This is a genomic window from Sorangium sp. So ce426 (assembly GCF_051475585.1).
In the GTDB taxonomy this organism is placed as follows: domain Bacteria; phylum Myxococcota_A; class Polyangia; order Polyangiales; family Polyangiaceae; genus Sorangium; species Sorangium cellulosum_B.
Map to the genome: position 1 here is coordinate 3,065,636 of NZ_CP150341.1, position 25,004 is coordinate 3,090,639.

General features: G+C 70.7%; 21 protein-coding genes. 12 read left to right on the forward strand and 9 right to left on the reverse strand.

Annotated elements, in window-relative coordinates:
- The first annotated feature begins 148 nt into the window (after positions 1-148).
- The 10 genes from WMF44_RS11715 (at position 149) to WMF44_RS11760 (ending at position 11,633) form a co-directional block, all read left to right on the forward strand.
- A complete protein-coding gene (locus WMF44_RS11715; RefSeq protein WP_437299211.1) occupies positions 149-541 on the forward strand; it encodes a hypothetical protein in 393 nt (130 codons plus the stop codon).
- 453 nt (positions 542-994) lie between these two features.
- Positions 995-2,110, forward strand: coding sequence for a type III polyketide synthase (locus tag WMF44_RS11720; RefSeq protein ID WP_437299212.1), 1,116 nt, complete (start codon positions 995-997; stop codon positions 2,108-2,110).
- A 4-nt stretch (positions 2,111-2,114) separates the two neighbouring features.
- Complete coding sequence (locus tag WMF44_RS11725) at positions 2,115-2,849, forward strand: methyltransferase domain-containing protein (protein ID WP_437299213.1); 735 nt, start codon at positions 2,115-2,117, stop codon at positions 2,847-2,849.
- A complete protein-coding gene (locus WMF44_RS11730; RefSeq protein ID WP_437299214.1) occupies positions 2,846-4,009 on the forward strand; it encodes an NAD(P)/FAD-dependent oxidoreductase in 1,164 nt (387 codons plus the stop codon). Before WMF44_RS11725 ends, WMF44_RS11730 begins: the two co-directional genes overlap by 4 nt.
- A 428-nt stretch (positions 4,010-4,437) precedes the next feature.
- On the forward strand, positions 4,438-5,361 hold the full coding sequence (locus WMF44_RS11735; protein WP_437299215.1) for a hypothetical protein: 924 nt from the start codon (positions 4,438-4,440) through the stop codon (positions 5,359-5,361).
- A 350-nt stretch (positions 5,362-5,711) separates the two neighbouring features.
- Positions 5,712-7,073, forward strand: a complete 1,362-nt coding sequence (locus WMF44_RS11740) for a formylglycine-generating enzyme family protein (RefSeq protein WP_437299216.1) — start codon at positions 5,712-5,714, stop codon at positions 7,071-7,073.
- 111 nt (positions 7,074-7,184) lie between these two features.
- On the forward strand, positions 7,185-7,925 hold the full coding sequence (locus tag WMF44_RS11745) for a serine/threonine-protein kinase (protein WP_437299217.1): 741 nt from the start codon (positions 7,185-7,187) through the stop codon (positions 7,923-7,925).
- Positions 7,926-8,392: 467 nt separating this feature from the next.
- Entirely contained in the window at positions 8,393-9,085 is a 693-nt protein-coding gene (locus WMF44_RS11750; protein ID WP_437299218.1) for an RNA polymerase sigma factor, read from the forward strand.
- A complete protein-coding gene (locus tag WMF44_RS11755; protein ID WP_437299219.1) occupies positions 9,082-10,314 on the forward strand; it encodes a FecR domain-containing protein in 1,233 nt (410 codons plus the stop codon). Before WMF44_RS11750 ends, WMF44_RS11755 begins: the two co-directional genes overlap by 4 nt.
- Positions 10,315-10,472: 158 nt before the next feature.
- Positions 10,473-11,633, forward strand: a complete 1,161-nt coding sequence (locus WMF44_RS11760) for a hypothetical protein (RefSeq protein ID WP_437299220.1) — start codon at positions 10,473-10,475, stop codon at positions 11,631-11,633.
- A gap of 168 nt (positions 11,634-11,801) precedes the next feature.
- On the opposite strand, the gene WMF44_RS11765 is transcribed toward WMF44_RS11760, so the two are convergent.
- Together WMF44_RS11765 and WMF44_RS11770 are read right to left on the reverse strand one after the other, a co-directional pair.
- Positions 11,802-12,035 carry a hypothetical protein gene (locus tag WMF44_RS11765; protein ID WP_437299221.1) on the reverse strand — a complete coding sequence of 78 codons (234 nt, stop codon included), beginning with the start codon at positions 12,033-12,035 and terminating at the stop codon, positions 11,802-11,804.
- Entirely contained in the window at positions 12,032-12,784 is a 753-nt protein-coding gene (locus WMF44_RS11770) for a sigma-70 family RNA polymerase sigma factor (RefSeq protein WP_437299222.1), read from the reverse strand. The genes WMF44_RS11765 and WMF44_RS11770 overlap by 4 nt, the downstream gene beginning before the upstream one ends.
- A gap of 15 nt (positions 12,785-12,799) precedes the next feature.
- Here WMF44_RS11770 and WMF44_RS11775 point away from each other — a divergent pair, with 15 nt between their 5' ends.
- Positions 12,800-13,330 (forward strand): YkgB family protein, encoded by a 531-nt coding sequence (locus WMF44_RS11775; RefSeq protein ID WP_437299223.1) that lies wholly within the window; start codon positions 12,800-12,802, stop codon positions 13,328-13,330.
- 164 nt (positions 13,331-13,494) lie between these two features.
- Here the strand turns inward: WMF44_RS11775 and WMF44_RS11780 are convergent, their stop codons facing one another.
- Positions 13,495-14,838 carry an endo-1,4-beta-xylanase gene (locus WMF44_RS11780; RefSeq protein WP_437299224.1) on the reverse strand — a complete coding sequence of 448 codons (1,344 nt, stop codon included), beginning with the start codon at positions 14,836-14,838 and terminating at the stop codon, positions 13,495-13,497.
- Between the two features lie 381 nt (positions 14,839-15,219).
- Complete coding sequence (locus WMF44_RS11785) at positions 15,220-15,399, reverse strand: hypothetical protein (RefSeq protein WP_437299225.1); 180 nt, start codon at positions 15,397-15,399, stop codon at positions 15,220-15,222.
- 121 nt (positions 15,400-15,520) lie between these two features.
- Here WMF44_RS11785 and WMF44_RS11790 point away from each other — a divergent pair, with 121 nt between their 5' ends.
- Complete coding sequence (locus WMF44_RS11790; protein ID WP_437299226.1) at positions 15,521-16,324, forward strand: alpha/beta hydrolase family protein; 804 nt, start codon at positions 15,521-15,523, stop codon at positions 16,322-16,324.
- A 153-nt stretch (positions 16,325-16,477) separates the two neighbouring features.
- On the opposite strand, the gene WMF44_RS11795 is transcribed toward WMF44_RS11790, so the two are convergent.
- The 5 genes from WMF44_RS11795 to WMF44_RS11815 all read right to left on the reverse strand — a co-directional run bounded on the left by WMF44_RS11795 (position 16,478) and on the right by WMF44_RS11815 (position 24,951).
- Positions 16,478-17,608: a hypothetical protein gene (locus WMF44_RS11795; protein ID WP_437299227.1), complete on the reverse strand. Its 1,131-nt coding sequence runs from the start codon at positions 17,606-17,608 to the stop codon at positions 16,478-16,480.
- Between the two features lie 224 nt (positions 17,609-17,832).
- Complete coding sequence (locus WMF44_RS11800) at positions 17,833-18,657, reverse strand: hypothetical protein (RefSeq protein ID WP_437299228.1); 825 nt, start codon at positions 18,655-18,657, stop codon at positions 17,833-17,835.
- Positions 18,654-21,899, reverse strand: a complete 3,246-nt coding sequence (locus tag WMF44_RS11805) for a DNA methyltransferase (RefSeq protein WP_437299229.1) — start codon at positions 21,897-21,899, stop codon at positions 18,654-18,656. The genes WMF44_RS11800 and WMF44_RS11805 overlap by 4 nt, the downstream gene beginning before the upstream one ends.
- A 1,332-nt stretch (positions 21,900-23,231) precedes the next feature.
- Positions 23,232-23,804, reverse strand: coding sequence for a hypothetical protein (locus WMF44_RS11810; RefSeq protein WP_437299230.1), 573 nt, complete (start codon positions 23,802-23,804; stop codon positions 23,232-23,234).
- A 322-nt stretch (positions 23,805-24,126) separates the two neighbouring features.
- A complete protein-coding gene (locus WMF44_RS11815; protein ID WP_437299231.1) occupies positions 24,127-24,951 on the reverse strand; it encodes a hypothetical protein in 825 nt (274 codons plus the stop codon).
- Positions 24,952-25,004: the final 53 nt, after the last annotated feature.

Genomic DNA, 25,004 nt, shown 5'->3' on the forward strand with positions numbered 1-25,004 from the left:
GGCCGTCCCGCGGCCGCCTCCCGGAAAGCGGACGCATGACTCGGATCCATCAGGCCGACGTGCTCTCCGGTACCGGCTGTGGGGCGCCGGGACGCCGTCGACTCCACGCTGTTCAGCTTCGGCTCGCCGGGGCACAATGCTCGTCATCATGAGGATGGTCTTCCGAGGCGGCGCGGCGTACGGCCCGAACGGTCGGTTTGGCGCGTGGGTGGTGAGCGTCGACGCCGGGGGGAGCGTGACGCTCGCGGGCCAGGCGCTCGGGGAGGAGATCCACCGGGGACCAGAGCCCCTGTCGGAGTCGGAGCTGGCGGCGCTCGATGGGTTGCTGGGCTCTGCCGCGACGGTGGACGCGGCGTCGAAGCGAATGGGCGTCCCCGGGGAGACGCAGGTTTGTTTCGACATCGAGACACCTGCCGGGCGCCGCGAGATCCGGCGATGGCACCGGGAGGCGCAGGAGCAGCCGCCGCTGGCGGGCCTGCTGCGCTGGCTCGACGAGGTGATCCAGGCGCGGACGGGGCGGTTCGCGGCCTTCGGGAGCTGACAGGCAGCAGGGCGCACCACGGCGTCGTGCACGGCGGCAGACTGGCTCACGATGGCGCCGCCATGACAGCGCCCGACGTGTCGCCGTCCACAAGGGAGCCCCCGGCGCAGCTCGCCATCGCGTGGGTCCGCGCGAAGGGCCCATTACCTGGCAGGTAATCGACCGCCACCCGCGCCGTGGTTCAACTTCTTACCTCTCGCGCCACGGCGCGGGCCGCATGTCGCCTTCGCGCGAAGCTGAGCGGGCGCGCGCGCCGGCACGGTGATTGGACGGGGTGCGACCAGGACAGCGTGGATAGCCGGCGCGCAGCCGGCAGCTGCGGGCACCAGCAAGGTCGACGTCGCGGACGCCACGTTCCCCCTCCGCCGGTCGGCTGCGCGGCTCCGCAAGTGGCATGCTCCGTGCCCGCTTCGTGCGAGCGTGACCAATTTTAACGACTCGCGAAGAGGCCTGATGCACGGCGATGATGCCTGCCGAGGCCCGGACGCGGAGGGACGGCCGCCGGTAACCGCCTACATCAACCGCATTGCCACGGCCGTGCCGCCGCACGACGTGCACTCCTCCTTTGTCCGGTTCGCGAGCACGCTGTTCAGCGACGAGCGCAGCCGCGTGCTGTTCGGGCGGATGGCCGACAAGGCGCAGATTTCACACCGATTCTCCGTGCTGGCCCCGAGCGTCGAGGTGGGCGGAGCCTCGATCGACGCGGGGCGGTTCTACCTGCGCGGCAGCTTCCCGACGACCGCGGACCGCATGCGTTTGTACGAGAAGCACGCGCCGGAGCTCGCCGCGCAGGCCGTCTCCGGCCTCGACCTCGGGAGCGCGGCGCGCCGGATCACCCATGTCATCGTGACGTCGTGCACCGGCTTCTCCGCGCCGGGCATCGACCTCGAGCTCGTCGCGCGCTTCGGCCTCGATCCGTCGGTCGAGCGCACGATGATCGGCTTCATGGGGTGTTATGCGGCGATCAACGCGCTGAAGCTCGCGCGGCATATCGTGCGGTCGGCGCCCGAGGCGCGCGTGCTCGTTGTGAACGTCGAGCTGTGCACGCTGCACCTGCAGGAGGCCATCGCCATGGATCAGATGCTGTCGTTCCTCCTGTTCGGCGACGGCTGCGCCGCGGCCGTGGTCAGCGCCGAGCCGAAAGGGATCGCGCTCGACCGCCTCCACGCCGTCGTGGTGCCCGGGACGCGCGAGCTCATCACGTGGAACATCCGCGACCTCGGCTTCGAGATGTTCCTGTCCGGCCGCGTGCCGGCCGCGATCGACCGGGGGCTCAGGGCCGCCGCGGGCGCGATCCTCGACGGCGCCGCGCCAGGCGAGATCGACCTCTGGGCGGTGCACCCCGGCGGGCGGTCGGTGCTCGACGCGGTCGAGCACGCGCTCGAGCTCGGGCCGGCGGCGCTCGCGGCGTCGCGCGACGTGCTCGCGCGCTTCGGCAACATGTCCTCGGCGACCCTCATGTTCGTGCTCCAGTCGATCGTCGCGGACGCGCGGCCGGGCATGCGCGGGTGCGCCATGTCGTTCGGTCCAGGTTTGACCGCCGAGACGATGCTGTTCCATACGGACTAGACCGATGGGCGCCCTCGACTTCTCGCGTCGATCCACGCTCGACGAGCTGATGGATACCCAGCCCGTCGACTTCGAGGACTTCCGCGCTTGCCTCGTCGATCTGGCGCAGGTCAACCGGTTGACGCTCGCTCACCGGCCGACGTTCGCGTTCCTCGAGCGCCTCGTCGCGCGCGGCCTGCGCGGCTTGCCCGAGAACCGGCCGCTGGAGGTGATCGACGTCGGCAGCGGCCACGGCGACATGCTGCGGGCGATCGACGCGTGGGCCAGCGCCCGCGGCATCGCCGTCTCGCTCACCGGCGTCGACCTCAACCCGTGGTCGCGCCGGTCGGCCGCCGAGGCGACGCCGCCGGGCCGGCCGATCACCTGGGTCACCGCCGACGCGTTCGCCTACGAGCCGCCCGGCGGCATCGACGTCGTGTTGAGCTCGCTCTTCACGCATCATCTCCCCGATCCGGGGGTCGTCCGTTTCCTCGCCTGGATGGAGGCGAAGGCGCGGCTCGGCTGGTTCATCAACGATCTGCACCGCCACCCGCTGCCTTATCACTTCTTCCGCCACCTCTCGCGCCTCGCGGGCTGGCACCGCTTCGTGCAGCACGACGGCCCGGTGTCGATCGCCCGCGCCTTCTCGGCGAGCGACTGGCGGCGTCTCATCGCCGAGGCCGGGCTCGATCCGCGCGCCGTCGAGGTCCGGTGGTGGATGCCGTTCCGGCTCACCGTCGGGAGGCTCAAGGTCCCGTGAACGACGCTGTCGTCGTCGGAGGGGGCCTGGCCGGGGCGGCGGTCGCGCTTCTCCTTGCGCAGGCGGGGCGCGAGGTCGCGCTGATCGAGCGCGAGGCCAGCCCGGCGGACAAGGTCTGCGGCGAGTTCCTGTCGCGCGAGGCCGCGCTCTACCTTGCGTCGTTCGGGCTCGATCTTCCGGCGCTCGGCGCGGTGCCCATCGAGGCCGTGCGCCTTGTCGAGCGCGATCGGGTCGCGGCCGCCGCGCTGCCGTTCTCCGCGCTCAGCCTGTCGCGCCGCGTGCTCGACGAGGCGCTGCTCGCGCGCGCCGCCGCGGCGGGCGCGTCGATCCGGCGGGGCGTCCGGGTCCAGGCGCTCGCGCGGGCGGGCGCGGGCTGGGGGGCGCGGCTCGAGGACGGCAGCGCGATCGAGGCGCGCGCCGCGTTCCTCGCGACCGGCAAGCACGACGTCCGGGGCCTGAGGCGGCCTTCCGGGCTGCAGGACGATCTCGTCGCCTTCAAGCTGCACTGGCGCCTGTCGCCGCGGCAGGCGGCGGAGCTCGACGGGCACGTGGAGCTCGTGCTGTTCGAGGGCGGTTATGCCGGTCTGCAGCCGGTCGAGGGCGGCCGGGCGAACCTCTGCCTCCTCGTCCGCAAGGGCCGCTTCGCCGCGCTCGGGCAGCGCTGGGACCGCCTCCTTTGCGCGATGCGCGAGGGGTCGCCGCACCTCGACGCGCGGCTCGCGGGCGCGGAGCCGTGCCGGGCGCGGCCGCTCGCGCTCTCGGCGATCCCGTACGGCCATGTCCAGCGCCGTGCGGACGGGATATGGCGCCTCGGCGATCAGGCGGCGGTCATCCCCTCCTTCTCCGGAGACGGCATGTCGATCGCGCTGCACAGCGCGCGGCTCGCGGCCACGGCGTACCTCGAAGGGGCGAGCGCGGAGGCGTTCCAGCGCCGGCTCTCGCGCGACGTGCTCGGGCAGGTGCTGCTCGCGACCGGCCTCTCTCACGGCCTCGTGCGGCGGCCCGGCCAGGCGGCGCTCGGCGCGGCGGCGCGCCTTTGCCCGGGCCTCATGGCGGCCGTGGCCGGGCGAACGCGCGTGTCCGAGGCGGCGCTCGCGCGCGGCGGGCTGCCGGCGGCCGCGTTGCAGGGCGGGCGCGGGCCGCTCTGCGCGACACGCTAGGACACCGACGATCACGTTGATCGAGCGAGAAATGAGCCGCCAAGGCGCCAAGGACAAAACACACGCTTGGCGTCCTTGGCGCGCTTGGCGGTTCAAATTTCTGCTCTTTTCCGGGGTTTCAACCCGTTTGTCGCTCGAGCGCCAGACGCCGGATCTCAGCGCTCGAGGACAGGCGCGTAACGCGCCCTGCGCGACGTGCTGGAGGCCATCCATGAGCGAGCGACGGCCGTTCTGCGCCCGGTGCTGCGCCCTCACGGACGACCGCCGGGCCGGCTATCCTCCGCTTCGGGCATGCTGCTTCCGGAACCTCCTTCATCGTCCAGCCGCGCTCCCTCGGCGCGCCTGTGCCGGGCCCCGCCGGCGGCCCCCCGACCGATCCCCGGCTGGGGAACGTCGCGCAGCGCTGGGAGCGCCATGAAGCGGCGGCGGTGACGGCTGGGCAGCTCCTGGTGATAAGCGATCAACGCTTCGACGACAGGGCGGCGTTCTTGCTCGGTCCGGGGCGCGGGCCGGCGGTGCCGCTGTCGCTTCCGCTCGACGACGAGTCGCCGTGGAGCCTGGTGCAGCTCGCAGGCACGGAGGCGGGTGAGGCGTACCTGTGCACCCACGACGCGCTGTTCCGGTGGGGCGAGGGTCGCTGGGAAGAGCAGGATCTCCCGGAAGTACGCATCGCGTCCTGCGCGGGCACCGCCGACGGGACGCAGTGGCTCGTCGTGACGAGAGATGTGGCGGACGCCGCGCCGTCTCGCCCGAGGCCGGAGCTGCTTCACCGCCCGCGGGGCGGAGCGTGGAGCGCCGTGCCGCTGCCGGGCGGCGCCTGGCCGGTGCGCGTCGCAGCGTCCGGCGAGCGGCTCTGGGTCAATGCGTCGGCGGGCGAGACGCGGTCGCCCTCTCGCTTCGAGGTCTACTCGAACGCGCCCGTCGAGGTCCCGCTGACGCTCGGTGAGGTGCAGATTCCATGGTGGCACGATCCGGAAGGGCGCGAGCGCGATCCGCCGGCCGTCGGCGACTGGCCCCCGGGTCCGGCCACGAGCGCGTGCACGTCGCCCGTCGTGTACCTCGGTAGATCACTCACGCCGGCGCTGCAGGGCGCGCTCCGCAAGCACACGGAGACCGAGGGCGTGCCGCTCGTCGAGGTCGAGGGGAACGCGGGCGGCAAGACATCCGAGGTCCGGAGCGGCCCCGACGAGCCTCGCGGCCTGCGTTACCACCCCACGCGCGCGCGGGTCCGGGGCGTCGCGATCCTCCCCGCGACGGCATCCGACGGGATCCGCATCGCCGAGCTGCTGGCGCCCGACCTTCCTGACCTGCCGCCGAGGGTCGTGTGCGCCAGGCCGCGCATTCGCTCATGACAAGGTCCACGGCCTCCTCAGCACCGATGGGCCCCGCGCGGCAGCGAACTGTCGCCCTGCCGGGGACGGGCCGGCGCGCACCGGGCGCGTGGTCGACGCGCATCCCCTCGATGAGGTTCATTGTCTTGTTCGTCGAGCCCCGGATCACGAGAACGACATAACCCTCGATACGAGGGGAGCAGGAGCGCGCAGCGCGGGGAGCTCGCGCGCTAGGCGCTACGTGCGATGAGCGAGAGCTGGAGACGGAGAGGACGGTTCGCTCGAGCGAGACACTCGCCCGAAAGGGGAGAAACAGTAAGGCGATCACGCGCGGCGGTGGACAGCGGCTGGGCGGCGGCTTAGGGGAAGATATGGGGAAGAGGAAGAGCGAGCGCGCGAGATGGCTGTGGGCGGCGTGGGCGCTCACGGCGGGCGGGTGTGCCACGTTGGCGGGGCTGGAGGACAGCTATCGTGTGCCGGAAGGCGGCAGTGGTGGGAGCGGGACCGGCGGGGAGGGGGGCGGCGGAGCCGGCAGCGGCGCGGGCAGCGGGACCGGCGGGGAGGGGGGCGGCGGGACCGGCAGCGGCGCGGGCAGCGGGACCGGCGGGGAGGGGGGCGGCGGGACCGGCAGCGGCGCGGGCACCGGCGGGCGCGGGGGAGACGGAGGCGGCGCACAGTGCACGCCGGGCGGGACGGAGTGCGATGGGCAGGCATGCGTGGAGGGGACGTGCATCGGGGAGTGCCGCCCGGAGGTCGTTCGCTGCTGGGGGAACCGGCCGCAGCGGTGCGATGAGCGCGGGCAGTGGGAGGACGCGGCGCCGTGCCCGGAGGCAGCGCCCCTTTGCAGCAGAGGGACGTGCAGGACGACACCGCCGAGCTGTGTCGGGATGGCGACGACGTGCGGGCCAGCGGGCGACGAGGACTGCTGCGCGAGCGAGGCGGTGCCTGGTGGCACCTTCAACCGGGACAACCATCCGGCGTATCCAGCGACGGTGAGCGGGTTCTCGCTGGATCGGTTCGAGGTGACGGTGGGGCGTTTCCGGAGGTTCGTGGAGGCGTATCCCGGGAGCCGTCCTGTGGCGGGAGAGGGGGTGCACCCGCTCATCGAGGGGACCGGCTGGGATGCGGGCTGGGAAAGCAATCTGCCTGCAGATGCGACGGCGTTGAAGGCCGCCGTCGCGGGGTGCAAGTCGCCCTACCAGACCTGGACGGATGAGCCCGGCGGGAACGAGCACCTGCCGATGAACTGCCTGAACTGGTACGAGGCGTTCGCGTTCTGCGCGTGGGATGGGGGCCGGCTGCCGACAGAGGCGGAGTGGAACTACGCGGCGGCCGGAGGGATCGAGCAGCGGCAGTACCCGTGGTCGACGCCGGCAGGCTCGACGACGATCGATCCGAGCCATGCGGTGTATGACTGCACCGGGGACGGGTCAGCGCCCGGCGCGTGTACGCCCAGCGATATCCAGCCTGCCGGGTCGCGGTCGCCGGCGGGAGATGGGAAGTGGGGGCAGGCGGATCTGAGCGGAAACCTGTGGGAGTGGGTGCTGGACTCGTACGCACTTTACCCCAGCCAATGCGATGATTGCGCCAGTTTGGCCGACGCCTCGACCCGGGCGGTCCGGGGCGGGGGCTGTTACGAAAGTGCGCCGTTCCTGCTCTCTTCCAGCCGCATCGTCGGGTACCCGTTCGAACGCCACTACTTCGTCGGGGCCCGGTGCGTGAAGACGCGGTAGCGATCGCCTCCTCCACGCCTGCCTTGACAGCGAGCATGGCGGCTTGCCGGCGGAGACGCCCGCGCCGCCTGGCTCCTTGACGCCGCCCGGCCGGCGCGAGAGCCTTTCGCCGTGTCGGTCATACTTGCGGAGGGGACCGTCTTCGCGCGTCGCTATCGCGTCGTACGGCTCATCGCCGCCGGCGGAATGGGGGCCGTCCACGAGGTGATTCACCTCGAGACCGATCGCCACCGGGCGCTCAAGGTCATGCACCCGCACCCCTTCCAGAGCGAGGAGATGCGCGGGCGCTTCAAGCGCGAGGCGCGCATCACGGCGAAGATCGAGAGCGAGTACATCGTCGACGTCTTCGACGCGGGCGTCGACGAGGCGACCGGGATGCCGTTCCTGGTCATGGAGCTGCTCCGCGGCGAAGAGCTCGGCGAGCGCCTCACGCGCGCCGGTCGCCTGCCGCCCGCCGAGGTGATGACCTACCTCTACCAGACGGCGCTGGCCCTCGAGCGCACGCACGCCGCGTCCATCGTGCACCGCGACCTCAAGCCCGCGAACCTCTTCCTGACGCAGCGGGAGGACGGCTCGGTCCGCGTGAAGATCCTCGACTTCGGCATCGCCAAGCTCGTCGCCGACGGCGCGACCGGGGCCGGCGCCACCATCCACATCGGCACGCCGATCTACATGCCTCCCGAACAGTTCCAGGGCGACACGAAGCTCACCGCCGCCGCGGACATCTTTTCGCTCGGCATGATGGCCTACACGCTGCTCGTGGGCACCCCGTACTGGGCGCCCGAGGCGCGCCGCCCTCCGCGGCGGCGGCACCGAGCTCCGCTGCGCCGCGTGTGCCGCCTCCGGCGGTGACGCCGGCCTCCTCGCTCCCACCGCGCTCCGCGCGAAGGCGCCGCCCCAGGCGACGACGGCCACGCCCGCGCTGCCCGGAGCCACGCCACCTCCGAGCGACAGGAAGCAGTCCCCGTCGAAGCCGGCCTCGACTTCGCCCTACGGGCGGTATTGAGCCGCATCTCCGCCCGCACCGCTAGCGCGACAGACGGGTTGAAAGCACGAGAAAAAGCAGGAATTTCACGGGGAGGCGGGGAGGCGGGGAGCGAGAGACGGCAGGAGAAAGAACTTCATTTTTTTTCTTCCTCCCCGCCTCCCCGCCTCCCCGTGAAAATTCTCCGGGTTTCAACGTGATAGGTGTTCTCCGCGCGAGCCAGAGGTGGGTCAGCGCAGGGGTGCTGGAGGCAGCGCCGGCGGGGGCAGTCCTCGGCGCGAGAGGCAGCTTCTGACCAGCCTGCTTTCGGGCGGACCGGCTACTGTGCATGAGCATGGGAACCGCCGAGCCACACCCCCCGAGCCGCCGGCTCAGGCTCGTCTCCGCCCAGGGCGCCGGGGGTCAGCCCTCGCCCGCGCCCGCCAGCGACGAGGAGATCCTGCTCGCCTTCCAGCGGGGCGAGCGAGGGATCGGCCTGCGGCTCTACGAGCACCTGCTGCCCGCCGTCGACCGGACCCTGTACCGGATCCTGGGTTGCCGCGAGCAGGACCACGCCGACCTCGTGCAGGGCGCGTTCGAGCAGATCGTGAGCACACTTACCAAACGCCGGTTCGCGGGGGAGTGCAGCCTGGCGGGCTGGGCGTCCGTCATCGCCTGCCATGTCGGGCTGAGCGCGCTGCGCGCCCGCCGGCGCGAGCGGAAGGTCATCGATCGCACGCCGGGGTCGCCGGAGCCTGGCGCTGGGCCCGAGCCGCCCTCGCAGGGCGCCGACCCCGAGCGCGAGCTGAGCGCGCAGCGCGATCTCGAGGCCCTGCGCCGGCACCTCGCGGCGATGGACGGCGACCGCGCGACCGCGCTGCTGCTCCACGCCATGGGCTATTCCCTCAAGGAAATCGCTGACTTGACCGGCGTTTCCGTGGCCGCGGCCCAGTCGCGGCTGTCGCGGGGGCGGCGGGAGCTCCAGGCGCGCTGTGAACCCGAGGCGGCGGCGCCACGCGACCCCGCTCGACCCGAGGAGCCACGATGAAGCAGGACGACGTTGACACCACCCCGGAGGATCGCGCCGCGGCGGCTGGCGTGGACAGCGTGGAGGCCTCGCTGCGGGCGCTGGTCGAGCAGCCGGTGCCGCCGCTGCCCAGGGTCCAGGCGAGGTACCTCCAGCAGCGGATCGCCGGCCGCATCGACCAGCTCGTCGCCGGCGCGGCCGAGCGGCGCGCCGGCGTCGCCCGGCGGAAGCGGGCCGCCCTCGGCGCGGCGGCGCTGGCGGCAGCCCTGACCGCGGCGGCCGCCGGCGTCTTCCTCGTGGTCCGGGCGCGCGACGCCGCGCCCGCCGCGGCGCAGGTGACGGCGCTCCAGGGCTCGGTCGAGATTGCGGCCGGGGGCGCGACCCGCTCGCCGCCGTCGCTGGCCCTCGTGCCGCTCGCGAGCGACGAGGAGCTCCGGACCGGCGAGGGCGCGCTGGCGAAGGCGTCGCTCGCGACGGGCGCCACCGTCGAGGTCGGGCCCTCGACGCGCGTGAGGTTCGCGCCGGTGGGCGCCGGGCGCGACCGCGCGGGTGACGTCGTCGCCCTCGAGCAGGGCAGGATCGCCGTCGATGTGCCGCCGCTGCCGGCAGGCACGAGCCTGTCGGTGCGCACGTCGGACGCCGTTGTCACGGTGCACGGGACGCGCTTCTCCGTCGAGCGGCGCCCCGACGCGGCGGGAGAGCCGGCCGAGACGCGCGTGTCGGTCGTCGAAGGCCGGGTCGCCGTGCACCGCGGCGAGGTCGAGCGCTTCCTGAGCCCGGGCGAGACGTGGTCGTCCCGCGACGAGGAGCGCCGGTCGGACCGCCCCGCCGAGGGACGCCCGGGCGACGCGCCGGCGCCGCCTCGCGACCCCGGACAGGACAGCGCCGCCGGCGAGGGCGGCAGGGGCGACGGCGCCGGCGAGGGGGATCCGCGCGCGCCGCGCGACGCGCGCCAGGCCCCGTCGCGCGCCTCGCTCACGGCCGAGAACGAGCTGCTCCAGGGCGCGATGGCGGCGCGGCGGCGCGGGCAGCCGCGGCGGGCGATCGAGCGGCTCGATCTCCTCCTCGGCCGCTACCCGGACTCGCCGCTCGCCGAGATCGCCCGCGTGGAGCGCCTGCGCGCGATCGAGATGCTCGGCGACAAGGAACGGACGGCGGCCGAGGCGCGCCGGTACCTCAAGGACTACCCGCAGGGCTTCGGGCGCGAGGAGGCCACGTCCGCCTCCCGCCCCGGCGGCGCTCGCCCCTGAGCGCCCGCGCGCGGGGCCGCCTCGATTTTTTTTCACGAACCCTGCCTGCTCCCGGCGCCTCCGGCGACCTTCACTTCATCGAGGAGATCATCGCGCCGGCGATCGGGTTCGCCGGCTGCGCTCCATGTCGTGCTTGCTTTCGAGTTGGGAGGATCCCGATGCGTTCATTCGCGTTGACAGGGTGGTTCTGTGGTGGGCTGTTGTCGCTCGCGGCCTTCGGCGCGGGCTGTTCCCTATCGGGCACGGGAGGCGCAGACGGCCGCATCGTCTCCGGGGAAGACTGCGTCCCGTCGGACGACGAGGGCGGCGCGCCGGCGCCGAGCTTCCCGGGATCCGGCATGTCGGGCGCCGGCGACCCCATCACGGCGGATCTCGATCCGCTCTCGTGCGGCGCGAGCGCCCGGGGTGTCCCCGTGGACGGGACCGCCCAGGTCGACTGCTATTACACGAACAGCGACCCGACGACCCCGATGGCCTTCGTCGAGCGGGTCGTCGAGATCGCCGAGAGCGAGGAGCTCGTGCACGTGCGGCTGACGCTCAACCCCGCGTTCGTCGACAACACGTATGGCGAGACGGCCATCGGGTGGGGCGGCGGCGAGGAGCCCGCCGGCCCGCAGCCTGGCGGCCCGAAGCCCGGCGACCCGAAGCCCGGTGACGCGCCGAAGCCGAAGGGTCACGGGGGCCACACGTTCAAGGATCTCGTGGGCAGCGACAAGGCCCAGTTCCAGCTGACGAACGGGAAGGGAGAGCTCGTGCTCGACTTCTACGTCGACTACATCTCGGCCGACGAGGCGAGCCCCTCGGGGTATGCGTCGCTCGGCGTGCTCGGCGGGGAGGGCAAGATGCTCCTCGGAGACGCCGGCGCCGTCGTCGCGGCGACCACCTCGCTCGACCGCGATCTCAACGCGTGCGGGTACGGCGCGTACCTCGAAGACTCCCCGGAGACGGACGAGAGCTACACCCCCAACTCGGAGACACCGAACTGGGATTACCGCGTTGTCTACGACGTGTGGGTGAGCGCCTCGGCGTTCGGCGCCGCCGGCTTCGGCGACGCGACCATCAGCTATGTGCACGCCTCTCCGAGCAAGTACCCGTCGGACACGGTCACCGTGACGCCGGGGCCGTGCCCCACGCCGACGACGTGTGAGGGCGACGACCCGCCCGCCGGCGGCGGCGGGGGCAGCGATGCGGGTGAAGATCCGGGTGGAGGCGGGGAATGCAAGGAGTCGGGTGGGGAGTGCAAGGCCAACGCGGACTGCTGCTCGGACAGCGACGTGTGCCTGAGCGGGGTGTGCGAGCCCATCGTGATTCCGCAGTGAGCCGGTGATATCCCCGGCACCGGCGCGCCGGCGCGGCGGCGCGCCGGCGCGCCGGAGCCAGGGACGTGCTGACGAGCGGGGTCATGGTCCTCGCCTCCGGCCGCCGGAGGGGAGCCCGAAGCACGAGAGGCTCGGGCTCCCGGCGTGACGGCGGGAGGCGCTCGACGGTCAGCGCGCGGCCAGCGCGAGCAGGCAGGCGCGCAGCTCCTCGGCGCACTCGGGGCACAGGTCGAGGTGCTGCGCTGCCTCGCGCAGCGCCTCCGGCACCGGCGCGCCCTCCGCGACGAGCTCGGCGTACCACGGCGCGTGTTCCAGCCATTCGTCGCAGGTCAGCTCGTCGGGCTTCGTCGCGAGGACGGCCGTGGCCAGATCGCGGATCTCTTCCTGGGACAGGCGCTTCATGGCGCTCCTCTCGGGGGCATCCCTCCCTGGGAGGGGAGTTCGAACGCTTCTCTCACGTCGTCCTCGCTGAAGCCGCCCGCGGCGAGGCCTTGTCGCAGCTTGCGGCGAGCGTCGTGGGTCAATTTGTACAGGGCATTCCGGTTCATCCCGAGCTGCGCGGCGACCTCGGCCTGGGGCATCCCCTTGAGCTCGGCGATCAACGCCTGGCGCTGCCGCTCGGTCAGCTCGGTATCGAGCACCTCGTACAGGGCGGCGATCATCCGTTCCCTGGCCACGTGGGCGTTCGCGTCAGGAGCCGCGATGGCGCTCGGCTCGCCCGTGCTCTCGGTGAGCTGATCCAGCGACACGTCCTTCCAGCGGGCTCGCCGCAGCTCGGTGAGCGCCACGCGGATGGAGATGGTGATCGCCCACGTGGTGAATCGGCTGGCGCCCCGGAAGGAATCGAGCGCGCCCAGCACCTTCAGCGTGGCGTCCTGGGTCAGGTCGTCGATCAGGGCGTCCCCTACGCCGGCGCGTCCGGCCAGTGCCCGCTGCAGGCCTCTCCGCACGATGTGTCGCAGCTCGGCGACAGCGGCGCTCGCCTGCGCGCCGGGTTCACGGAGGAGCCGCAACCACTCCTCGTTCTTCCGCTCGTTCATCCGGCCGCCTCGAAAAGATTCTCCCTCCGAAAGTAAGAGCCGGAGCCCCCATGGCGTCTCAGGGACGGAGACGGGGACGCCGAAGAGGCAGCCCCGAGCGACCGAATCCACGAGGGAGAGGCCACCATGTCGACCACCGATCGTACCGTCCAGCTCGCCGACGTCCAGGTTACGAACCGCACCGCGCCCAGCTTAGCCGCGTGGGGCGTCCGGATCGAGGCCCTCGGCGGCCGCCTGCTCCGCGCTGGTCTGGCGCTCACGCTGCTGTGGATCGGCGGCATGAAATTCACGGGGATCGAGGCGCAGGCGATCCGCCCGTTCATCGAGAACAGCCCGCTGTTCTCGTGGACGTATCCTGTGCTGGGGTTCCAGGGAATGTCCAACCTGCTCGGCGTCACGGAGATCGCGATCGGGCTCGCGATCCTGTCCCGGCCGTGGTTCGCTCGGATCGCGGCCGCCGGCAGCCTGCTCGGTGTGCTGACGTTCCTGAGCACGCTGAGCTTCCTGATCACGACGCCCGGGGTGTGGGCGGATGAGATCGGCGGGTTCCCCGCGATGGGCGCGCTCGGTCAGTTCCTGATCAAGGACGTGGCCTTGCTGGCGATCTCGGTCTGGTCCCTCGGGGAGGCGCTGCGCGCCGCAGGTCGCGAGGCGTAGGGCTCGATCCCCCCGAGTTATCCGGGAAGATTCACAGGGAGGCGGGGAGACGGGGAGTGAAATCCCATCAATCTCCCCGTCTCCCCGCCTCCCTGTTCAATTTTTCTCTGAGAATGTGAACTGGTGTTCCCCGTCGCCGTCGCCGCCGCGGCTCGCGGAGGAGGCTACTTGCCCAGCAGGGCGTTCATCACCCTGTTGTAGGTCTCCTTCTTCCCGTACTGGTCGTTGAAGAGCAGCGACTGCGAGCTTTGCCCGTTGCACAGCGCCCCGCTCCAGCTGTTGAGCCACGACCTGCCGTCGTTGATCCCCCAGAAGGTGATGGCGGTGCACTTGGGCTCCTTGAAGCAGGCCGCGACGATGTCGTGGTAGTACGTGAGCTGCTCCTCCGCCGTGATCACGCCGCCGCAGCGGTTGATGTCCATCTCGGAGATCAGCACCTCCAGGCCCAGGTCGGTGAAGCGCTTCAAGTTCGCCGCCACATCCGCTCCGGTGGCCTCGTTGTTCGGCGGACCGATGTGCATCTGGAACCCGACGCCGTCGATCGGGACCCCCCGATCGACCATCCCCTTGATCATGTTGTAGACGAAGTCGACCTTGTCGTTGCGCGCGTCGATGCTGTAATCGTTGTAATAGAGCTTGGCCTTCGGATCCTGCTCTCTCGCGATCTGGAAGGCGAGGTCGATGTACGATTCCCCGATCTGGTTGTAGAACACCGTGGGCCTCATGCGGGGATTACCGACCCCGGTGTCGCTGTCGGTCTGGACGGCCTCGTTGACGACGTCCCAGTGGTCGAGCCGGTCCTTGAAGTGCCCCATGACCTGGGTGATGTGCCTGCGCATGGCCGCCTCGACGTTGGCCTTCCCGGTCATGGAGTTCATCCAGCCAGGCAGCTGGCTGTGCCACACCAGGGTGTGGCCCTTGACCTTCATGTTGTTCTGGCGCGCCCAGTTCACGATGTTGTCCGCGGAGCCCCAGCTGAAATTCCCCGCGCTGGGCTCGAGCGCGTCCCACTTCATCTCGTTCTCCGCCGTCACGTAGTTGTGCTCGGCGGCGGCGACGCGCTTGTAGTCGTTGTTACCGAGACCACCGCCGGAGATGGCCGCTCCGATCAGCAGCGGGGGGTTCGCCTTCTCACCGGCCTCCCTCAGCGTGCTGGCGCTCGCCGCAGGGACTCTGGCGCTGGCGCCGCCGCCTGTACCATCGCTGCCGCCCGTGCCCTCGCCGCCGGTGCCCGTGCCGCTCGTCGCGCCGCCGCCGGTGCCGCTGGTCGCGCCGTTGCTGGTGCTCGTCGTGCTCGTCGCATCGCCGCCGGTGCCGCTGGTCGCGCCGTTGCTGGTGCTCGTCGTCTCGCCGCTGCTCGTCGTCGCGCCGTCGCTGGTGCTCGTCGTGCCGCCGCCGGTGCCGCCCGTCGCGCCGCCGCTGCCGGTCGTCTCCCCGTCACCGCTGTCCGAGCAGCCGACTGCACACAGGATCGCCGAGAGGAGAAGTGTAAAGGGTGCTGATCTCATGCTCGCATGCTCCAAAGTAAAATGTATTTACTAACTCACGCGACCTGGTGCCTTGATCATCCGCGGGTCCACGTCGCGCGCGGGCGGCACCCGAGGTGGTGCCGAACCGGCAGTATATCGGCCGCTGTCTCCCAAGCATACAGCTTCACGAGGCGGACCCGAAGGATAAGGGGCTCCGGAACGGAATTCCAGGTCTGTTTGATAATTTTGACATGGGGATAATGTGCGCCCGAGACCGGGTCGGTAGGGCGCCCCACACGCGGCTCGCCGTGCTCCTGGGGTGCACCTGCTGCTGGGGCGCACCTGCTGCCCGGATCGAGCGGGAGGTCGTCGTCATGGACCTCGCTGATCGCGTTGCGAGACGTGTTTTCGCGCCGTCATTCAGAGGCATCGGGGAGAGGGGAAGGTGATCGTCACATTCCGGATCTCCTGGCGCGCGGTGGCGTCGCCCGTGCCGGCGGCGAAGCCATGAAAGAGCCTCGACCCGACGGGGAAGCCGGGGATGGTGAACCCCTGGAACAGGCTCTTGCCGTCGATGATCGGTGGCTGTGAAGATGACATGCCCTCTCGATCCTCGGCGCGACAACGGATCGCGTGGAGGATGCAGAGCACCCTCGCGCCAGCCCGCATGCGGCGCATGCCTACCCGATCGAGGCGAGCGCACCTCCAGGAATCCGGGGGGGTGAAGGTCGGGATCCTGCCGAGCACGGCGCGCCGCGCCCTCTCCCGGTGTTCGACCGGCGTGCGTCTCGACGAGCGGCGCCGGTTCATGGCATGGATGGGCCTCATGGCCGAGCGATCCATCTCGATCCCGATCGTCGATAGCACCCCTGTCTCGGGCGTGATCCACGCCCCGAGGACGCGGGCGAAGCGCTCCGGCGTGGCCGTCGTGCTCGGCCATGGCGCCGGCAACGACATGAACGCGCCCCTCGTGGTCGACGTCGCCGGGCGGCTGGCAGCGCGCGGGCACACCGTGCTCCGCTTCAATTTCGTCTACAAGGAGCTCGGCCGGAGGGCGCCCGATCGGCAGCCGCTCCTCGAGAAGGCGTTCGAGGCGGCGATCGAGAGGATGCTCGAGGACCGGCCGGAGCGCCTCGTGATCGGCGGCAAGTCGATGGGCGGGCGGATCGCGTCGCTCCTCGCGGCCCGCGGCGTCCGCGCGGACGGGCTGCTGTTCCTCGGCTATCCGCTCCACCCCGCGGGCAAGCGCGCCCCGCTCCGGGACGCGCACCTGCCCGCGATCCCCGCGCCGCTGCTGTTCCTTCAGGGCACGCGCGACCCGCTGTGTGATCTCGCGCTCCTCCGGCCCGTCCTGAAGCGCCTCGGGCAGCGGGCCAGCCTGCACGTCATCGAGGGCGGCGACCACTCGCTCGATCTCCTCAAGTCCGCGGGGCGGACCAGGGAGAGCGTGCTCGGGGAGATCGACCTGGCGATCGACGGTTGGCTGAAGGCGCGGGTCCTCGCCCAGCGCCAGAAGGCGCCGTGACGGGGAGTGCCCGCCGCACGGCGCGCCGGCCACGACCACGTAAACGTTCGGATGCTGGAGAACGCGGCCCGAAGCGTGGTTAACGCCTACGCCGGCCGTCCGCGACGAGCGGCGCGCTCGATGAGCCGCCGTCGTCGCGCTCGCGGCGCGGCGTCAATTGATAATGGCCGGGTCCTCGATCGTGAAGCACTCGACCGACGACGCCGCGTATTTGATCGCGTTGTACCAGAACTGCGAGATCTGGAAGACCTGCGCCGCGGATCTCTCGTAGCAGGGGCTGTTCGGGTCCGTGTACATCTGCGGATTGAGGCACGCGGCCGTCCCGCGCCACTGGCCCGAGTAGGTCACCCACTCGTCGCCGAACGCGACGACATGGCCCTTGCCGATCTCCTCGTGCACCGCGAAGTTGTTCCTGCCGTCGGTGCTGTCGACGGTCGCGGTCGTCGATTTGATTGAACGCGCGATGTAGGCGCCCACGCTCTGGATGTTCCTGCCGAGCGGCGTGTCCTGGTTCCAGGTGCCCACGCTCGTGGGGAGGTCGCCGCCGAGCGGCAGCGAGCCGCCCCAGCAGTTGCAGTTCGCGCAGCCGTTCCGCGCGGGATCCAGGAGGCCGTCGGCGTTGAACTGGATGTCGGTGAACGAGAGGAGCTGGTTGGTCGCGGTGATGTCGTGGATGGTGCATCCCTGTCCATCGCACTGATAACCGCTCAGCGCGATGAGGCCGCCGCCGTTGTTGACCCAGTCCTTGAGCGCGTTCACCTCGTCCGGCGAGAACTGCCACGGCGCCCCGTCGTCGTTCTGGGCGCCCTTCGTCACCATCCACTGGAGGAGGATCACGTCGTACTTGGCGAGGAACTCCGCCGTGAGCGTGGGTTTCTCCCTGTTGTAGTTGTCGACCTGGGCCGTGCTCTGCGTGTTGAGCCAGTCCTGGAGCGCCGTGGTGCTGTCGCTGCTGCACGGGCCCCAGACGCCCTCGCGGCCGATCGACGCGATGTTGATGCAGGTGCAGTTGCCCGCGTCGTCGCAGGTCGTCTGGTGACCGGCGTCGGGCGGCGGCTCGCTGCCCGGTCCCGAGCTCGTCAGCCCGATGTCGCCGCCGATATCGTCGCCGGTGCTGGTGCTGCTGACGCTGCTGGTGCTGCTGCCGCCGGCGCCGCCGCCGCCCTGGCCGACCGCGCCATTCCCCGTTGTGTTGCCGTTGCCGCCCGATGAACAGGCGATGACGGGCAGCCAAAGCGCTGCGAGCACAGCGCAGCAACGCGTCGCGAAATGAAGTCTCGTCATGATCCATGAGACTATCACTTCCCGCGCCTGGCCGGAGATCCAAAATGGGGGAGGCTCGCCACCCGAAGCGCTACAGGCTGCTTGATTTCCAGCGCCAGCCGCGCGAGATCCTTGCGCGACAGCTCCGGCGTGAGAGTCGCCCCATGCTCTACCGGCCGGACAGGCGCGAGCGCGAGCAAGGATACGAGGCGAGGCGATCGACCCTCGCGGTGTCTTGGGCGCAGCTATGCGCACGTGTGGCTGCGGGTGCGTGTGGTGTGGGCGAAAGAAAGCGGTGCTAGGGGAACGGTTGGGAGTGCTGGCGCCGGAAGCGTGCTACGCGGTTTCGTGAACGCTCTCAGGACTTGCGTTTGGCACACAGCGTTAGACGTCGACGCGCCGGGTCTCTCGGGAGAATTGAAGGTCTCCCTCGGGGGCGTCTCCGTGCACGTCCAGACGAACTCTTTCAAGCCGCGGAGCAGCTCGTCTTCGGTGAGCGTCTCACGAACCCGGATCGCCTCGGCGACCAGGCTCGCTTCTTCCTTCGTGAGCTCGTCCGAGCGAAAATCCGCGGGAATTTCCGAAAGCGCCGCGCAGCTCTCGAAGTTTCTCTCGATGAGATCGGCAGACCTGGATTTCGGCCCGCACATCAACCCATCCTTGGGTAAGGCCATCAGCGCTTTGAACTGACGAACCGCGGCTCTACAGACCTCGGCGGCGACCAGGATCTCGCTTTTTCTGCACCGTTTCAGCTCTGTCTCGAGCTCATCCACGGTGGCTTCTCGTTCGGGAGTGCCCTGTCTCTCTTCGACCGGAGGAGCCTCGGCCGCCGAGGCGGCCGCTCGCGGCGCCGAACGGGCGGCCAGTTCTTCTCGACATGTAGCGAGCGCTCGCCGGTCTCTCCGCATCCAGGGATCCGAAGTAGGCTCCGCTCTCCTTTCCTTCGCGGGCGTCCTCCGGTCCAGGAGCGATCTGCCGACCAGTACGCCAGAGCCAAAGGCAGGGACGAGCAAGAGCGTCGCTCCGAGAACACGAATGGCGTACCCCGTTTTCTTGGCGTTCTCCGTCACGACCCGCCCTCTGCTCCAGCCTGCTTCTCCTCCGCGGCGCGCGCCTCGTTCAGCGCGAACAGCCGGTCGATCAGCGCGTCCTCGAACGCGCTCCGCGCCTGCCGCTCTCCCGGGGTCGCGGGCTCCGCGTACGGGGGGACCTCCACGCCGTCGAACCCGTAGGCCGCCAGGACGGCCCTGTCCATCTCCTCGTGGAGGCCGCGCAGCTCGACGATGCTCGGCTCCTTGCACCTCGGGTCCTTGATGAGGTTGTACGTCTCCGTCAGCCCCAGCCGCGACGCCAGCATCCACCGCGCGCGGGCCGCGTAGAGGCGCTCGCCGGCGGCCTCGACGCGGCCGCCCTCGGCGAGGTGGTCCGGGCGAGGGAAGGGGAACGTCTCCACGCAGTCCGACGGCGCGTACCGGAGGCCCTCTCCCATCGTCGAGGAGAGCAGCCGTGCCCACGTCTCGTGCGCGCGCGACTGGAGGACGGCGAAGCGCGCGTGGTCGTCGATCGCGAACACACACAGCTGGTCCGAGAACGTCCGGCCCGCGGGCTGGAAGGCGAAGCAAAGGTGCTTCGTCACCCGCGCAGCGACGAGGCACCGCTCGAGCGGCGCGATCGTGCGCCGGAGCTCGGGCCGCGTGTTGGCGAACTGCCACCAGCGCGCCCGGTGGCCTGCGTCGATGCCGGTGCCCTTCAGGCGATCCCGCGCCGGCTTCACCCGGGTCCGCACGATCGAGAGCAGCGCGGGCCACCGGCCGGCCTCCTCGAGCCCGCGCTCGCCGAAGTCGATCACGTGACGGTGCGGGCTGTGTGAAGGGGACGAGTTGACCTCCTCGCCGCCGAGGAACGGGCGGAGCACCTCGCCGGACGCCGGATCACCCGCGAGGATCGCCCGCGCCTCGCCGTCGGTCAGGACGAAGCCGTCGCCCCGGAGGAAGCAGCCGATGAAGCACAGATCCCGGCTGGCCCCGAGCGGGCGCGGGTCGGGGCGCTCGGGCATCGCGCGCAGGTGCGAGTTGATGTGGCCCACGGGCACGCCGTCGAGCCGCGGCGGCGGCACGCCGTCGCCCGGCGACATGCCCAGCGCGAGGTGCACGACGGCGACGTGGACCGCGGCGTCTCCCGGCCACGGGACGCTGCGCACGGCGTGGTAGATGATCGCGCCCCCCGCCTCGACGAGCGGCCTGAGGCCCGAACGCCGGGTGTCGCCCTGAGCTATCGTGTTCGTGGCGATGAGCCCCACCGTCCCGCGGCGCCCGAGCAGCGCGGCCGCGCGGCGGAAGAAGTGCGCGGCCAGATCGGTGTTCTTCGTGGCGCCGTGCAGCTGCTCGAGCCACGCGGCGTAGCGCTCGCCGTGATCCGTCGAGATCCGCTTCCCGCCAAGGAACGGCGGGTTCCCGACGAACGCGCCGAGCCGCGCCGGCCGCGGCCCGCGGGCGCCGCCGGGCTCGCCCGGGCGCGGCTCCTGGAACACCTCCGGGAGCTCCAGCGGCCAGTGGAATGCAGGCAGCGGCGGCGGCCCCCCGGGGGTCCCCTCGCGGAGCGCCCGCTGCATCGACAGGAGCTCTTCCGAAGGCGGCCCGCCGCCGCGGAGCCATGCGATCGCGAGCTCGGCCCGCCGAGCGCGCTCCTTCAGCCGGTCACGGTCCTTCTCGTGCGCGAAGAACGCCCCCACGACGAGGTCGCCGAGCAGCCGCGCCCGGGCGATCGCCTCGTCCGCCTCCTCGGCCAGCCGGGCTCGGGCGATTGCCTCGTCCGTCTCCTCGGCGAGCCGCCGCCGCAGCTCGAGCGCGCGCGCCACCGCGGCGTCGACCTCTTCGTGGAACGGCGGCGCCGGCGCCGCGGGCTTCCAGTGGAAGCCGCGCAGCTGGGCCAGGTCGAGGCCGACGAGCGAGTCGCCGTGCCGGAAGGCGTGATCGACGAACGTGAACGGCTCGTCCTGCGCGCGCGTCACGAGCCAGAGCGACAGCCTCGCCAGGCTCACCGCGAAGGGGTTCTTGTCGGCGCCGTAGAGGCAGCGCCGCGCGACGAGCCGCCGCGCGTGGCTCACGGCGCCCTCGCCCGGCAGGGAGAGCCGCGCCGCCGCCGCTGCGTCGCCGCGCGCGGCCTCGCGCGTCCAGGCGGCCACCAGCTGGTCGGCCAGGTACCGGCACGCCTCCATGAGGAACGCGCCGGAGCCCATCGCCGGGTCGCAGATCGCGAGCCGGAGGAGCGCCTCGGACGCGGGCTCCTCGCCCAGCTGCCGGAGCAGCGGCTCGAGCGTCCGCGCGACGATCGGCGCGGACAGGCTCCTCGGGGTGTAATGCGAGCTCGTCCGCCGCCGCTCGGCGATCGGCTGGAGGAACAGCCGCCCCGCCCCGAGCACGTCGGTGTCCCTCGCGCGCAGCGGTCCGAGCGCCTCGAGGACGCCGGCCGCCGTCTCCGCGGCGACGAGCGCCTCCCCGAGCCTCGCCGCCTCCCGCCGCGAGATGCCCGCCCGCGCCGCGAGCCACGCCGTCCGTCGCGCCGTCGGCTGCGCGAGCGCCTCGGCCGCGCTCACCCAGACCCTGTCGGGCCGGAGGCACACCGTCGGCCCGGCGGCGCGCTCGACCCGGTAGCCCATGAGCGCCTCGTAGAGGCCGCCGAGCTGCTCGACGTCGATCGCCTGGTACGACAGCGGGCGCCCATCGAGCACGAGGAGCCGCTCGAGCACCGCGTGCACCGTGGCGTCGTCGACCGACGGCGCGCACGGCGCGCGCGTCGCCGCGTGTTCCGCCGGCCCCGCGTGTTTCGCTGGCCCTGCGTGTTCCAGGAACGGGTATCGCTCGGGGTCGAAGAGCTGCCCTCCCCGCGCCGGCAGGGTCAGCTCGGGGCGGCGGAGCCCGTGGAAGATGGCGCGGAACAGCGCGACGAGCCGCGGCCACGCCCCGAAGCGCCGCCGCAGCGCGCCCGGGCGCGCGCCGCGCTCCGCCGCGAGCTCTTGGAAGAGCGGGCGCACGCCGAGGTGCGCCGCGTAGTACGGGTCCGAGGCCGGCAGGAGCCCGCGGTCCTCGGCGTGCAGCAGGAACACGAGCCGGAGGATCGCGGTGAGCAGGCCGCCGTGGAGGTGCTCCGGGCCGCTGGCCAGCGCGTCCTCGAGCGCGCCCGACCCGTCGCGCTCGGCCGCGTCCTCGAAGCCGCGGAGCAGGACGTCGAGCGCGTCGAAGGCCCGCTCCGCGAGCGCGCCCGCGACGTCTGCCTGCTGCGCCCTGCTGTCCCCGGGGACGGGCTGATCCATGCCGAGCGCCCGGAGTGTACGCCAGCGCCGCGCGATCCGCTGCAGGTTCTGCCGGCGGAACGCCGGCGCGGCGGGGCGACCCTCCGGAGCCTCCCGGGGCCGACGCGCGCGGTCTTCAGGGCCTGGCCGGCCGATCAACGGACCGGTACGTGGTTCGTGTCCGGCAACCTCCCGATGAGGCGGCCGCCGTGTCGTCCAGCGCGACGCCTCGGGCTGCGCGTCCGCGGCGCTCTCCCTCCCGGCGCCCCGGAAAGACGGTAGCTGCCGCCGGTGTTCGACGGATCTACCCGATGGTGCTGGACAGCATGTCGGCCTTGCTGCGCAGAGCCGGATCGTGAGATTGTTCGAGGGCGAGGTCACGAGATGCGGCGAACTCGACGGACCTGGTCCGGCGGCTCCGGCCGACCCATCGAATGATAGTTAGCCGCCGGGAGCAGACAGATGGCTACAGCGCCGACATTCAAAGCTCGGAAGGCCGAAATCAGTGGGCACTTGTTCGAGAATCCGAGCGCGGGCGTACCTCGCGGAATCTATTGGTCCTGCAACATCGACTTCGCTCCGATCCTGGACGCACCGGAGAGCGAGGAAGATGGCGAGGGGTGGCCGTGCATATTGCTCTGCGACTGGATAACCTGGCCAGTCCGCAGTTGGCGGGAGATGGATGGATTGACGCTTGAGAGTTGCGTTGGTCCTCTTGAAGTCGAGGCATCGTTGTACTTCTTCGGACGGCATCAGTCGCTTTCACGTGTCGAGTTGTCATTTCAACGATCACGAGCTGATTGCTTTCGTGTCCGGGGCGGATTTCTGGCAGACCTCGATGATACCGCTGGAGGTATGCTCCACGGAGTGACGTCAGGGTTTGACCTTGAAGGCCGCTTTACCGGGCTCAGTGTGCTTCCGGACAATCTTTTCCCCAAGCCGAAGTCCGAAGCACAGGCTATCGACGCTCTCGGGGAGTTTGCCGACCTTCAAGCGTATGAAAGACCGCAGTGGGAAGGAACAAGCTGGCTGTTCAGGCCGAGGATCGATGATGCAGCGGGCTAGCATGCGCTTGCGTAGGCCGTGCCCATCCGGACGCTGCTCAACTCGGACATGGAAGCTGACGAGGCCCTCGGTCGCTGCGCTGCCTCGGGACCTCACAGCTTAACGTCAGTCGTAGGGCAGGCGGTGCCGGATGACTGCGCGTCGCGCGACGACGCGCGCCGGCATGGACGCGGACGCGATCCTCGGCGAGGCGTTCGACGTGCTGAAGCGGGTGGACTCCATCGAGCGCAGCTGCCAGAGGGCGTGAGCCGCCGGCGGCGCGCGGCGCAAGGTTAGCTGACGCGCGTCTCATCGGTTGCAGCAGAGCACGTGCGTGTCACCGGGGACGATTTCCCCGCTCACCACCGTGGAGTCGGTCGAGGGGGCGCAGGTAGGCTCGTCCTTCGTGAAGATGGACCGCACCGCGCCGATCCGCCCCTCAATCGTGTCCGTGCAGAGCGGCCGATCCAGTCCGGAGATGAGAATGGTTCCGAGCTCGTCGGAGCATGCTGCCTGCCCGTACAACGTGGTCTGCACGCGGCAATCGCCGCGGCTCGGCTCGCCACAGGTGCACGGGCTGCACGTGCGCGTGTCGTTGTAGACGGGGAACTCCCACCGTGTGTCGTGACCGTCCCAGCATTCTCCGTTCGGTTGCGGCGGATAACAACGGCTGAACGCCGTGAACACGAGTTCCATTTCTGGGCCACAAGCCCGGATGAAGTCCATGTTGGTATGCCGCACGGCAGGAACCTCGGGGATAGGTTGACAGCCCGACGCACCCGGCGGGTTGATGGTGACAAAGGAATAGGAGTCGCTTGGAACGGGCTCGCGGAGAGAAAAACAGGTCCCATTCCAGGAGCTGCCCGGATCGATCGTGGCCACGAGGTCGCTGTGGGAGCAAAGGGGCGAGGAGTGCACGAGTACCGTATTCGGGAGCACGCATCGCGATGGTCCACACGCGCAGGGCTCGCATTCCTCCGGCCCAGGGGTCCCTATCCAGCCTTCCCACAAAAGGTTGCCGTCGCCGAGCGGATCGCATCGTGGGGCATATTGGGGCGGGCCGGCATAGAGCAGGATGAGCTGGCTCGGATCTGGCTCTGGCAGATGGTCGGGAGGGGCCGACGAGGAGCAGCCGATGGGCACCCATGTGGCCAGCATCGATAGAGCGACGGAGCGCAGAACGGCTGCCATCCTCTTGCCTTGGTCAATCCTCATCATTGGCATGAATCACCTCCTCGAGTTCTGCGATGGAGCAGCAGAAAATCCGTGTTTCGCCGCTCTCGATCGTGCCGTCCACCAGGGAGACATCGGTTGTTGGCGAGCACGCGCCCGGCTCGTCCTGTGCGAATACCACACGCACACCTGCCAGCGGCGAATCTTCGTGTGTTGTGTAGCATGCATCTTCTCTCGTGCCGATCCCGTTGATCGATGTCAGCATGTTCGAGCAGCTCGCGTCGCTGAAGAGCAGCACGTCCGCTACGCAGCTCCCACCGACGGGGTTGCCGCACTTGCAGGGCGTGCAGGTCCGCGCGTCTCGGATCTTCTCCTGAAACTCGAAGCGCATGTCGAAGCCCAGCCGGCACGAACCATCGTCTTCGGGTGTAATACACGCGAGCCCTTTGAAGTCTGTCACATACTCACCGGTCCACGGGCAAGCTCGTGCAAACTTCCCGTCGAGGGGCGGAGGAACAAGGTCCTTCACGGGATCGCACCTGTCGGCCATCGTGGGCGGCTTGAGGGTGACCGAGGCGAACGCGTCGCCCGGGACAGAGGGCGACGTCTCGGTGCAGTGCCCTGGCGGGTCGGCTGCACCGGTGAGGTCGATCTTGATCCCTTCGTCCGCGCAGAGAGGCGCCTCGTGCACCAGCATCCTGTCCGGCAGCGCGCACGCCGCAGGGCCGCACGCGCACGGCCCGCATTCGTTGTGGTACTGAGGATTCATGGACACATCGGCCCAGCCATCCCAGTAATCGAGTCGACCTCGCGGACAGATGGGAAAATCCGGCGTGTCACCCACCCACAGCAACACCGGGTGATCATCCGTCCGGGGTCTGGGGATCTCGATGTCCTCCCCGCAGCCGA

Excerpts from the sequence above, each read along its gene's own strand:
- WMF44_RS11715 (WP_437299211.1), top strand. The coding sequence starts at position 149 with ATGAGGATGGTCTTCCGAGGCGGCGCGGCGTACGGCCCGAACGGTCGG.
- WMF44_RS11720 (WP_437299212.1), top strand. The coding sequence starts at position 995 with ATGCACGGCGATGATGCCTGCCGAGGCCCGGACGCGGAGGGACGGCCG.
- WMF44_RS11725 (WP_437299213.1), top strand. The coding sequence starts at position 2,115 with ATGGGCGCCCTCGACTTCTCGCGTCGATCCACGCTCGACGAGCTGATG.
- WMF44_RS11740 (WP_437299216.1), top strand. The coding sequence starts at position 5,712 with ATGGGGAAGAGGAAGAGCGAGCGCGCGAGATGGCTGTGGGCGGCGTGG.
- WMF44_RS11750 (WP_437299218.1), top strand. The coding sequence starts at position 8,393 with ATGGGAACCGCCGAGCCACACCCCCCGAGCCGCCGGCTCAGGCTCGTC.
- WMF44_RS11755 (WP_437299219.1), top strand. The coding sequence starts at position 9,082 with ATGAAGCAGGACGACGTTGACACCACCCCGGAGGATCGCGCCGCGGCG.
- WMF44_RS11760 (WP_437299220.1), top strand. The coding sequence starts at position 10,473 with ATGCGTTCATTCGCGTTGACAGGGTGGTTCTGTGGTGGGCTGTTGTCG.
- WMF44_RS11765 (WP_437299221.1), bottom strand. The coding sequence starts at position 12,035 with ATGAAGCGCCTGTCCCAGGAAGAGATCCGCGATCTGGCCACGGCCGTC.
- WMF44_RS11775 (WP_437299223.1), top strand. The coding sequence starts at position 12,800 with ATGTCGACCACCGATCGTACCGTCCAGCTCGCCGACGTCCAGGTTACG.
- WMF44_RS11780 (WP_437299224.1), bottom strand. The coding sequence starts at position 14,838 with ATGAGATCAGCACCCTTTACACTTCTCCTCTCGGCGATCCTGTGTGCA.
- WMF44_RS11785 (WP_437299225.1), bottom strand. The coding sequence starts at position 15,399 with ATGTCATCTTCACAGCCACCGATCATCGACGGCAAGAGCCTGTTCCAG.
- WMF44_RS11795 (WP_437299227.1), bottom strand. The coding sequence starts at position 17,608 with ATGACGAGACTTCATTTCGCGACGCGTTGCTGCGCTGTGCTCGCAGCG.
- WMF44_RS11805 (WP_437299229.1), bottom strand. The coding sequence starts at position 21,899 with ATGGATCAGCCCGTCCCCGGGGACAGCAGGGCGCAGCAGGCAGACGTC.